Raw genomic sequence first — 12,429 nt, forward strand, 5'->3', positions numbered from 1 at the left:
TTGCCCATCTTCGGATGGGCACTTTTCTCCCATTTAAGGGATCAGCCTTTTCACTTACGCATTGGTTCACTACTGTAATAAAGGTAAGATGCACTAAAATGGTGCAATGGGGTATTCAATATGGAAACGGCGGACTTACCTGACAACACATTAATTTTAGACTCATTGATACACTCTGTATTGGTTATCAACAAAGAGTTTATTATTTGCTACGCAAATCATTCTGCGTTACAGGTTTTAGCACAAAGCCGTCGAAAACTATTTGAAACGCCTTTCACTGCCCTCTTCAGTTATTACTCTTTTGATGCTGATTTAATGCGTGAAACATTAGCGAATGGGCAAAGCTTTACCGACAATGAAGTGATACTGGTTATTAATAACCAATCACACACAATGTCGCTCAGTGCCCAACCTATTTCCGAGCAACATATTTTGCTGGAACTGGCGCCTATGGATAGTCAACGCCGGTTAAGCCAAGAGCAGATACAACAAGCCCAGCAAATGGCTGCTAGGGAATTGGTTAGGGGGCTGGCACATGAAATTAAAAATCCATTGGGAGGATTACGGGGCGCAGCGCAATTGCTAGCAAAATCCTTACCTGATCCTACTTTAACGGAATATACGCAAGTCATTATTGAGCAAGCTGATCGCCTGCGTGTGCTAGTGGACAGATTACTTGGCCCCCAACATCCAGGAACAAAAACACATCAGAGTATTCACCATGTTGTTGAGCGCGTTGCTCAGCTTATTTCGCTCGAATGCCCTGAAAATGTCATCTTATTAAAAGATTACGATCCCAGCTTACCGGAGTTATCACATTATCCAGATCAAATAGAACAAGTCCTACTAAATATTACACGTAACGCCTTACAAGCCGTTGAAAAAACAGGTGGGACAATTATTTTGCGTACCCGTACTGCTTTTCAAGTCACACTTCATGGCGAACGTCATCGCCTTGTGGCTCGTATAGATGTGATTGATACAGGTGATGGCATTCCCTCTCATCTACAAGATACGCTTTTTTATCCGATGGTAAGTGGTAGAGAAGGTGGTAATGGATTGGGGCTCTCTATTGCGCGTAATTTAGTGGATCAACATGCAGGTAAAATTGAATTTACCAGTTGGCCCGGAAATACTGAGTTTTCTATTTATTTACCAATTAAGTAGGAGATAACCAATGCAAAAAGGAAATGTATGGGTTGTTGATGATGACAGCGCTATTCGCTGGGTACTTGAGCGTGCCATTTCTCGTGAAGGTATGTCTTGTAAAACCTTTGAACATGCGAATGATGTGCTTAATGCGCTCAATACAGAAATACCTGATGTGTTGTTATCAGACATTCGTATGCCTGATATTGATGGCTTATCTCTTTTAAAAATAATTAAAGAACAATATCCTACCTTGCCCGTTATTATTATGACGGCACATTCTGATCTTGATGCTGCCGTTAATGCCTATCAACAAGGCGCTTTTGATTACTTACCAAAGCCGTTCGATATCGACGAAACACTGGCATTAATTAATCGCGCCATAACGCATTATCGCGAACAAAAACAACCGAATACCGATGAAACCTCACTACAATCAGTGACAGATATGATTGGTGAAGCACCAGCAATGCAAGAGGTTTACCGTATTATTGGTCGACTTTCTCGCTCTTCAATTAGTGTCCTCATTAATGGGGAATCGGGCACAGGAAAAGAGTTAGTCGCACATGCATTACATCGCCACAGTCCAAGAGCTTCTTCTCCTTTTATTGCGCTAAATATGGCGGCAATCCCTAAGGACTTGATTGAATCAGAGCTGTTTGGTCATGAAAAAGGCGCATTTACAGGTGCCTCACAAGTACGCCAAGGTCGATTTGAACAAGCGAATGGTGGTTCACTATTTCTTGATGAAATCGGCGATATGCCCCTTGATATTCAAACACGTTTACTGCGAGTCCTTGCTGAAGGACAATTTTATCGAGTAGGCGGTTATGCCCCTGTAAAAGTCGATGTACGTATTATTGCCGCGACACATCAAGATTTAGAAAAACGAGTTCAAGCCGGTGATTTTCGTGAAGATCTCTATCATCGACTCAATGTCATACGCATTCAGTTACCACCACTGCGCGATAGAACCGAAGATATTCCCAACTTAGCGCGCTATTTTCTACAAAAAACAGCAAAAGAATTGGGTGTTGAAGCCAAAGTTCTTCATCAACAAAGTTTGCAAATCATGATGGAATACAACTGGTCAGGTAACGTTAGACAATTAGAGAATGTATGCCGCTGGTTAACGGTCATGACGGCAAGCCAAGAGATTATGCCTCAAGATTTACCACAAGAAATTCGTCAACCTGATAAAAAAACTAAAAATATCAGTCGAATAGCTTCATCTCAACATTGGTCACAACATCTTTCATTATGGGCAAATGAAGCATTAGGGGAAGGAAAAGAAAACATCTTAACAGATGCGCTACCTCAATTTGAACGTACACTATTACTTAGTGCTTTGGCATATACACAAGGGCATAAACAAGAGGCAGCAAGATTATTAGGTTGGGGCAGAAATACACTAACCCGTAAATTAAAAGAATTAGGGATAGAGGAATATTGATCCTCTAACCCTTAATCAATTAAATCACACGCGAGAATTGACGTTGGCGCATTTGGTTTCGTAAATAGGTATCAAAACACATACAGATATTACGAATAAGCAAACGTCCTTGTGGCGTAACTTGGATACCGTCTATTGTTATTTCAACCAAACCGTCATCCTTCATTGGCACAAGTAATTCTAGATCTTCTTTAAAATAGTCATGGAAGACAATATGGTGCATTTTTTCAATATCAGAAAAACGCAGGCTAAAATTACAAATTAAGGTTTTAATCACATCACGGCGGATACAATCATCATGAGTCAGAGATAAACCTCGCCAGAGTGCATTTCCTTCACTATTGACTCGCGCATAGTACTCTTTCAATACTTTTTCATTTTGCGCATAGTTATCACCTAACATACTTATTGCAGAAACGCCCATACCTAACAAATCACAATCTTCGTGGGTGGTATAGCCTTGGAAATTACGATGTAAAATACCTTTACGCTGAGCAACCGCTAACTCATCATCAGGTTTAGCAAAGTGATCCATACCAATAAATTGATAGCCATTTGTTGTCAGCGTAGAAATTGTCTCTTGTAATATTTCTAATTTTTCCTCTGCTAAAGGAAGATCTTCATCTTTGATTTTACGCTGAGCCGCGAATAAATTAGGTAAATGTGCATAATTGAAAACACTCAATCTATCTGGTGATAACTCAATAACACGTTGTAGTGTGAAGGCAAAACTCGCTTTAGTTTGCTTAGGTAAACCATAAATCAAGTCAATGCTGGTGGAGTGAAAACCTACCTCACGCGCACGCTCTACCAATGCAAAAATAAACGCTTCATCTTGCTCACGATTGACTTTTTGTTGCACTTCTTTATTGAAATCTTGCACTCCCATACTCAAGCGATTAAATCCTTCATGACGTAGATGATCAATAACATCTAGCTCAATTTCACGAGGATCAATTTCAATAGAGAGTTCTGCATTATCAACAAAATGAAAATGCTGACGTAATAGTGAAACTAATCGGCTAATTTGTTGTTTATCCAGAAAAGTCGGTGTCCCTCCCCCCCAATGCATTTGAGTCACTTTTCTGTCTTTAAAATAGCGCGCTCTATTAATAATTTCTTTTTCTAAAACATCAAGATATTCGTCTGCCTTATGTTTATGACGTGTAATAATTTTATTACAGCCGCAGAAATAGCACAGCTTATGGCAGAAAGGAATATGAATATAAAGCGATAAAGGGCGCTCAAGATAACGTTGCGTTGCTTTAATAAAATCATCATCGCCATATTGCTGATTAAACTCTAATGCTGTTGGGTATGATGTATAGCGAGGACCTGAATAGTTATACTTATGGATCAGGTCAAGATCCCAAATAATTGTTTGTTCTGACATGCCTCTACCTTCCAAAAGTGAACCGCTGATATTCATACCAGCAAACAGACATTATGAATATCTGAAAGAATAGTGTAACCAATAAATCGGGAACTGAATATGATCGAAAGAGGTATCGTATAAATCCTTACCCTCATATTGATAGGCGATAACACGCCAATATACGACGTGATGTAAATCACATTATGTAAAAATAATCTTATCCATTAAAGATATCTGTAAATAAATTACGTTTATTCAATATGTTAGTAGTTTTAATTCATCGTGGAATATCAGAAGAAAAAATTTACACCGAGTTTAAAACGATATATTACTCAAAATACGATTTAAATTAATTAAATATATCGTTATATTAGTTTTATTATTCTTTTATTCCCTCTTAATTTGATGATTATAATAATAGTAACAATTATATCTTTACCTAAATTATAATATTACATATCCTAAGAACAAACATTGATTAATATCCAACTAAGTCGTGTTTTGACTTAAATTTGAGGACTATTTAAAGAATAAAGGTCGCTATATTACAAGGAAAGATAGCATCCCCCCATACCTTATCTTATTCTAATTGACGTTTCTCTTATTTGGTCAGTCTCTTTTATATACCCGAATTATGGATTATTAACCACGGAGGGAAACGGACCAGCAACCAAGGATGGTTTATCTTTTCAATAACAATGCCTCTTTTTTATTTACTCTCTATTTCATACTTATTCTGTGATAAATATAGGTAGTATTACGCAACATCAAATAAGAATAATGATTATCCTTGAATAAAATAAGGCTCTGCTTATTTTAAATTCATCAAACAGAGCCTTATCGTTATAATACTTATTTTATTGTAGTTGCTTATTCAGCATCTTTACCATAACTTGGAGAACGGGGACCATATAGAATACCGTTTGCATTTCCGGCTGAAAGCAAACGTACACTTGTTATGCCCGCGATTTGGTAGCTTTTATCTGATACCGTATTCACAATTTGATTCACAACAGCCGAAACCAATATTCCGATTAAACTACCTGACGAACCTTCAGTTTCTGTACTTGATGCCGTTGCAGAACCACTCCACAACACGCCACCATGACGAAGATCAACAAGCTTTGCAGTAACAGTCACTCGCGTATCACTAGAAATAATTTTATATGACGTTCCAAATTCTATGATATCTAAGTATAAAACAGCATCAGCACCAAAGATTTCACGTAGTTTATTAGGACTTACTGCATGAATATCTCCAGCCATGGATAAACCATTTTGCTTAAATGTCTCTTCAACAACAGCAACAGGGAAAACATAATATCCCGCTTCTGCCAAAGGGTATGTCACTTGAGATAAGAAACTGTGCTCCGCTCCGACTTCCGTTGTGTGGTTTTGAGGTACTAAGACTAAAATGCTTTTTGGCTTACTCTGTTTAAATGCAGTGTAATCTGTTTTAACTGGCTGAGCACATCCCGTTAATACCAACGCAAAAGCCAAGCAAATTAAAGTGAATAAGCGGCTCATTTTTGTATTCCTTTATTTTTCATCAGGCGATCCATAAATTCCGCTGATTCAGGGTAAAGTACTTTTTCTTCATTAAATTCGGCCATCGCTAGATCTAATGCCCCCGTCGCACTATATAACATCCCTAAATGCGCATGTAATCCTGGTGGAATACCTAATGATTTAGCACGAGAAAGCTCAATACTTTTCTTCAATGCATCAATTTGTGCTTGAGGATCACTTTCACTTTGTTGATAGTGCTGATATACCACTTGTTGATAACTGTCCCAGTTATAAAGTGGTTTAGAGCCACTAGCGCAGCCCGTCAGTAATAATGCCCCAAAAATAAGGCTTATTAATGATTTAGACATCGTTATATCCTTATAAATATAGATTATTTTGAAGGCTGCCAAGCATTACTCTCAATACCTGCGACTAAGTTATTAACGGCTTCACGGATCGCGAGATCAAGGACTTTACCGTTAAGTGTTGAGTCATAGCTGGCTGTACCACCAAACCCAATAATTTCACGGTTAGAAAGCTCGTATTCACCCGCTCCTTGAGATGAAAATACCACTTCTGATGTATTCACATTCACAACGTTTAAATTCACTTTTGCGTAAGCAACTTGTGTTTTACCGCGACCTAAAATACCGAATAATTGACGATCACCGACTTCTTTACGACCAAATTCTGTCACATCGCCTGTGATCACATAAGTAGCGCCTTTCAATTGTTGGCTTTGCCCTTTAATACCCGCTTCTTCTTTTAATTCAGATAAATTGGCTCTGTCTAATACATTAAAACGCCCTGTTTGTTGCAAATGCGTCATTAAAATAGTTTTAGATTGATTTCCTAATCTATCCACGCCATCAGAGAATATTCCATTCATATAACTAGAACGGTTATCAAACTTACCAATAGAAATAGCGCTCTTAGTACCTGTATACGTTGTGTTATAGGTTGCAACTTTAGCAACATCTAAAGAGCGTGAAGATTCTGATGCACATCCTGCTAGTAATGAAGCAGAAATCATAATCAAACCAAACGATAATTTATTTAAATTCATATTAATAACCTAATAAAGGTGAAATAAACCCATAGATATTCATTGTATTAATTAATAGAAGAGCTGATATAAACAGAAATAATACTTTTCAGTTTTAGCGCGTAGGCATCTTCCTTAAAACCCTAATAATAATAAGGTTAAAAAAGTCTCAACTCTTATTTGATAATATAAAGGCAATCAGCGATGGGGAGAATAGAAGATAGGTGATAAAAATAATAACAAATAAATATACAGATAAAACAGAGAATACTTTATCTATTCTTTCTCTAATATCCCTTAAGTCAGTTCAAAATTAAATCGATAAGAGAACGGAAGCAGATTTATATTACTTTACTATTTAATTAGTTCTTATAAATATTCTTATCTAAAGAAAACCTCTAAATAACGTGTAATAAAATAATGTGTAACAAAAACGCGATATAACCAACATGGGTTATATCGCGCTCATTATTTTGTCCTTTTACTCACTTATGCAAGAGTAATAAATGCGTGATTAGCGTTTTTTTCCAAATGCGGCGGCTAAAGCATCACCCATTGCACTATTTCCTGCATTATTACCATTATTCATTGACTGACGGTTATTACGAGTGGGTTTTTGCCCTTTGCTATTTCTAATAGAATTTGTGTTATTAGATGATGATTGTTTTTTATCACTATCACCCGCCACTTCATCTAAGCGCATAGTCAGCGCAATACGCTTACGCGCTAAATCAACTTCAAGAACTTTGACTTTAACAATATCTCCGGTTTTCACCACCGTATGTGGATCTTCAATAAATCTATCCGCTAAAGAAGAGATATGAACCAAGCCATCTTGGTGTACACCGATATCAACGAATGCACCAAAATTAGTCACGTTAGTCACTGTTCCTTCAAGGATCATGCCACTAACTAAGTCATTCATCGTTTCGACACCTTCTGCAAACGTCGCTGTTTTAAACTCTGGGCGTGGATCGCGTCCCGGTTTTGCTAACTCTTTTAAGATGTCATTAATCGTTGGTAGACCAAACTGCTCCGTAATAAATGCTCTTGCATCTACTTGTGAAATCAACGTGCTATTACCCATTAAATCATCAATTTTTTGATGGGTAGATTGCAGGATATTTTCAACAATTGGATATGCTTCAGGGTGAACCGTTGAGGCATCAAGTGGGTTTTTACCATCTCGAATACGTAAGAACCCAGCACATTGTTCAAAAGCTTTTGGTCCTAAACGCGCCACTTTAAGTAACTGTTTTCTATCAACAAAACGGCCATTTTCATCACGCCAGCTAATGATATTTTGAGCAATAGATTGGCTAAGCCCCGCAACACGGGTTAATAACGGTACTGATGCTGTATTTAAATCAACACCAACGCCATTCACACAGTCTTCAACAACAGTATCAAGTTTTCTCGCTAATAATGTTTGGCTAACGTCGTGCTGATATTGACCAACACCAATTGATTTGGGATCAATTTTGACAAGTTCAGCCAGAGGATCTTGTAAGCGACGCGCAATAGAAACCGCACCACGGATAGAAACATCTAAATCGGGGAATTCATTAGCTGCAAGCTCTGACGCTGAATACACGGATGCACCAGCTTCACTGACAATCACTTTTTGCGCTTTCACTTCTGGATAACGTTTTACTGTTTCAGCAAAAAAGCGTTCCGTTTCACGAGAAGCCGTACCATTACCAATCGCGACCAATTCAACATTATGCTTAATACATAACGCAGCAACACTTGCCGCCGCTTTATCTGCTTGTCCTGTATGTGGATAAATGGTATCTGTGGCGATTAATTTACCCGTGCTATCAACAACCGCAACTTTAACCCCCGTACGTAAACCCGGATCAAGTCCCATTGTGGCACGCATGCCAGCAGGCGCTGCCATCAATAAATCATTAAGGTTGCGGGCAAAAACATTAATCGCTTCTTCTTCCGCTTTCTCCCGTAATTGGCTCATCAACTCAGTTTCAATATGCATTAAAACTTTTATGCGCCAAGTCCAACTTACAACGGCTTTACGCCAGCTATCTGCGGGTTGATTATTTAAACGTAACCCTAAATGCTCAGTAACCAGTTGTTCACCGTAGCTCTCTTTAGGTGCTTCTTCAAATTGCGGATCTGGATTAAGTGATAATTGAAGGATCCCTTCGTTTCGACCACGAAACATAGCTAATGCGCGGTGGGAAGGAACGTTAGCGATAGGCTCATGGTGATCAAAATAATCACTAAACTTCGCCCCTTCTGCTTCTTTACCTTCAATCACTTTGGCGACAAGATGTGCATTTTTCCATAGATATTGACGAACTTTCGCCAATAATCCAGCATCCTCTGAAAAACGCTCCATTAAAATATAACGCGCACCATCTAAAGCGGCTTTTGTATCATCAACACCCTTTTCGGTGTTGATATAAGCAGTTGCCGCGTCTTCTGGATTATGTTGTGGTTCATTCCACAGTAAATCCGCTAAAGGTTCTAATCCATTTTCAATCGCAATTTGGCCACGAGTACGGCGCTTAGGCTTATAAGGAAGATAGAGATCTTCAAGCTCTGTTTTACTTTGAGTTGCATTAATTGAAGAGTGCAATTCTGGTGTCAGTTTTCCTTGTTCTTCAATTGATTTTAAAATTGTTTGGCGGCGATCGTTGAGTTCCCGTAGGTAACCGAGGCGGGTTTCTAATTGACGTAATTGCGTATCATCTAATCCGCCGGTGACCTCTTTTCGATAACGGGCAACAAATGGCACCGTATTCCCTTCATCCAGTAACGTTATGGCCGAAAGGACTTGCTGGGGCTTAACAGAGAGCTCATCTGCAATAATTCGGCTTAATGATTCATTCATAATATATTTACCTACCGAGAGGAATAGTTAAAAAAGATGGCTATTATACACGCAGAGCACTAAAAAAATTTGGCAAATTTCCTATCTAGCTCGACAATTATGAGGAAATTAACAGATTATTTTAACATTCACGCTATAGTACCTTTATGAAATTCAATGTTGATGATAGTTTTTATTCGTAATGGCAAAAAGTAACTATATTACCCGTGATGGCTGGTATGCCTTAGACAAAGAGCTAAAATATCTTTGGAAAGAAGAGCGCCCGCGTGTCACACAATCAGTTTCAGAAGCGGCGGCACAAGGTGACCGTTCAGAAAATGCTGAATATATTTATGGAAAGAAGCGATTACGTGAAATTGATAGACGTGTTCGTTTTTTATCAAAACGTCTTGATGAACTCAAAATCGTTGACCCAGATCCTCGCCAAGAAGGAAAAGTCTATTTTGGTGCTTGGGTCACGCTTGAAGATGATAACGAAAATATCAAAACCTTTAGGCTTGTGGGTCCCGATGAATTTGATCCAGCAAAACAGTGGATTTCTATTGATTCCCCTGTTGCCAGAGCGCTTATTGGTAAGCAAGTTGATGATGAAATTAGTGTGCAAACACCCGGTGGTGAAGTTAATTACTGCGTATTATCTATCAAATACAATTCGGAATAAGATAAATCAATAGTTTTATTCACTTTAGCTGAGCCAATGAACAAGTTTTACCTATAAATTATTAACATTTATTCTTTGGTTTTGGTTTAATATTCTTATCGATGATAGAATTCGCTAACAAAAGCATTTGCACTTCAGGAGCTTAAAAAATGCAAGAAAGTTATAAAGTGCTAATCGTGGATGATGATTTACGTCTGCGTTCACTCTTAGAGCGCTATTTGACAGAGCAGGGTTTTCAAATCCGTACTGCCGCAAACGCCGATCAGATGGATCGTCTGCTCACTCGCGAATCTATCCATCTTATTGTGCTCGATTTAATGCTTCCTGGTGAAGATGGTCTCTCTATTTGCCGCCGCTTAAGAAGCCAAAACAACCCTATCCCTATTATTATGGTTACTGCGAAAGGGGAAGAGGTTGATAGAATTGTTGGACTTGAAATTGGTGCTGATGATTACATCTCAAAACCCTTTAATCCAAGAGAACTACTCGCACGTATTCGCGCAGTTCTCCGCCGCCAAGCAAACGAATTACCAGGTGCGCCTTCACAAGATAACGCCGTTATCTCTTTTGGTAAGTTCAAGTTAAACCTTGGTACACGAGAAATGTTCCACGAAGAAGAGCATATGCCTCTGACAAGTGGTGAATTTGCTGTATTGAAAGTACTGGTATCACACCCTCGTGAACCGCTTTCTCGTGATAAGTTAATGAGTCTTGCTCGTGGTCGTGAATACAGCGCAATGGAGCGCTCAATTGACGTTCAAATTTCTCGTTTACGCCGCATGATTGAAGAAGATCCTACGCACCCTCGTTACATTCAAACGGTTTGGGGACTGGGTTACGTCTTTGTTCCTGATGGAACCAGTGCTCAATGAGAAGACTGAGGCTTTCCCCTCACAATAAACTGACACGCTCGTTATTTCTGGTTATCTCGCTACTTTTTTTTAGCTTGATAGCCAGTTATATCGTTGTACAGCACCTTATTGTTGGACCAAGCCTGCAGCAATTTAATAAAGTATTAGCGTATGAAATACGCACATTAATGCCTGAAGAATTGATCCTAGTCGATGGCACTCCGCTAAAAATTTCCCCTGCATTACGCAATAAAATCTATAACGAATTGGGTATCTCTTTCTTTGATAAGGAAGCCGCACTTGAGGCAGGACTCTATTGGGCAAAAATGAATGATGAACTCAGTGAACAGATGACTGAGTATCTCGAAGGGGAAACCGAAATTTGGATCGAGAATACGTTGGAATATCCTGTCTTATGGGTCAATACACATATCTCTCCTTCTCTTTGGATCCGAGTCCCACTGACGGAATTAGGGCAAAACTACTTACTGCCTGTTTATCGCCAAGCGATTATTTTTATTATTATCGTTGTCGCTTTTTTCTGGCTTTATAGCCGTTTTCAAAATCGCCCACTCAATGAAGTAGAGTATGCCGCACGTCGTATCGGGAAAGGGGTTATTCCCCCTCCAATCCCTGAATCTGGCTCTTCTGAAATGCGATCAATTATTCGTGCCTTTAACCAAATGTCGTCAGGAATTCGCTCATTAGATAATGATAGAACGCTTGTTATGGCAGGTGTTAGCCATGATTTGCGTACACCATTAACTCGAATTCGTTTGGCAACGGAAATGATGAGCCCCGAAGATAGTTACCTTGCAGACTCTATCAATAAAGATATCGAAGATTGTGATGCCATCATTGGGCAGTTCTTAGACTATATGCGCACAGGTAAAGAGATGTCTTTAGAACTGTGTGATATGAATAATCTATTACAAGAAGTCATTTCAGCTGAATCTAATTCAGGAAAAATCAGTGAAGAACATCTTCATCCTGAACCTATCAATATCACCGCTAATCCTATTGCAGTAAAACGGGCACTTGCCAATATGGTTGTGAATGCCACTCGCTATGGCAATGGCTGGATAAGCATTTCAAGTGGCAAAAATGAAGAATATGCGTGGTTCCAAGTTGAAGATGACGGCCCGGGTATTCCACAAGAAGATAGACAACGACTTTTTCAACCTTTTGTTCAAGGTGAGCAAGCACGTAGCTCAACGGGTGCAGGTTTAGGATTGTCCATCATTCGCCGTATTATGGATGCTCATGGTGGTTATGTTGAGCTTGATGATAGCGTTAAAGGCGGATTATTAATTCGTGCCAACTTCCCATTAAAAGAACGTGAAGATGAGGATGATTAGTCCACTCGATTTCAAGTCTTAGACCGGCTTTTTATTACGCCATTTCCATTCTGTTTTTCTCCCCCTATAAATATTTCATCATTTTTTCGCTTTGTCATAAAACTGTCACAATTAAGACATTTAATTGTCATCAAACTGACCTATTGTCTGTGCGTACCGTAACCGAAGTTGATA

General features: G+C 38.9%; 10 protein-coding genes. 5 read left to right on the forward strand and 5 right to left on the reverse strand.

All coding sequences use genetic code 11. From position 1 onward, the window contains the following. Positions 1-120 precede the first annotated feature (120 nt). Complete coding sequence (gene glnL / locus SB028_RS18355) at positions 121-1,167, forward strand: nitrogen regulation protein NR(II) (protein WP_069369550.1); 1,047 nt, start codon at positions 121-123, stop codon at positions 1,165-1,167. Between the two features lie 10 nt (positions 1,168-1,177). After that, a complete protein-coding gene (glnG, locus tag SB028_RS18360; RefSeq protein WP_318859713.1) occupies positions 1,178-2,602 on the forward strand; it encodes a nitrogen regulation protein NR(I) in 1,425 nt (474 codons plus the stop codon). A gap of 19 nt (positions 2,603-2,621) precedes the next feature. On the opposite strand, the gene hemN is transcribed toward glnG, so the two are convergent. From hemN to SB028_RS18385, 5 genes are all read right to left on the reverse strand, one after another. Then, complete coding sequence (gene hemN, locus SB028_RS18365) at positions 2,622-3,995, reverse strand: oxygen-independent coproporphyrinogen III oxidase (RefSeq protein WP_069369548.1); 1,374 nt, start codon at positions 3,993-3,995, stop codon at positions 2,622-2,624. Positions 3,996-4,847: 852 nt separating this feature from the next. Next, positions 4,848-5,504, reverse strand: coding sequence for a DUF799 domain-containing protein (locus SB028_RS18370; RefSeq protein ID WP_069369547.1), 657 nt, complete (start codon positions 5,502-5,504; stop codon positions 4,848-4,850). Further along, complete coding sequence (locus SB028_RS18375; RefSeq protein WP_069369546.1) at positions 5,501-5,854, reverse strand: DUF4810 domain-containing protein; 354 nt, start codon at positions 5,852-5,854, stop codon at positions 5,501-5,503. Before SB028_RS18375 ends, SB028_RS18370 begins: the two co-directional genes overlap by 4 nt. A gap of 23 nt (positions 5,855-5,877) precedes the next feature. Further along, on the reverse strand, positions 5,878-6,552 hold the full coding sequence (locus SB028_RS18380; RefSeq protein ID WP_069369545.1) for a CsgG/HfaB family protein: 675 nt from the start codon (positions 6,550-6,552) through the stop codon (positions 5,878-5,880). Positions 6,553-7,045: 493 nt separating this feature from the next. Beyond that, positions 7,046-9,385 carry a Tex family protein gene (locus SB028_RS18385; RefSeq protein ID WP_069369544.1) on the reverse strand — a complete coding sequence of 780 codons (2,340 nt, stop codon included), beginning with the start codon at positions 9,383-9,385 and terminating at the stop codon, positions 7,046-7,048. A gap of 181 nt (positions 9,386-9,566) precedes the next feature. On the opposite strand from SB028_RS18385, the gene greB reads away from it, so the two are divergent. From greB to envZ, 3 genes are all read left to right on the forward strand, one after another. Next, positions 9,567-10,046, forward strand: coding sequence for a transcription elongation factor GreB (greB, locus tag SB028_RS18390; protein WP_069369543.1), 480 nt, complete (start codon positions 9,567-9,569; stop codon positions 10,044-10,046). 149 nt (positions 10,047-10,195) lie between these two features. Further along, on the forward strand, positions 10,196-10,918 hold the full coding sequence (gene ompR, locus SB028_RS18395) for a two-component system response regulator OmpR (protein WP_069369542.1): 723 nt from the start codon (positions 10,196-10,198) through the stop codon (positions 10,916-10,918). Then, a complete protein-coding gene (gene envZ / locus SB028_RS18400; protein WP_069369541.1) occupies positions 10,915-12,255 on the forward strand; it encodes a two-component system sensor histidine kinase EnvZ in 1,341 nt (446 codons plus the stop codon). Before ompR ends, envZ begins: the two co-directional genes overlap by 4 nt. Positions 12,256-12,429: the final 174 nt, after the last annotated feature.

Source organism: Proteus vulgaris (assembly GCF_033708015.1).
Lineage (GTDB): Bacteria > Pseudomonadota > Gammaproteobacteria > Enterobacterales > Enterobacteriaceae > Proteus.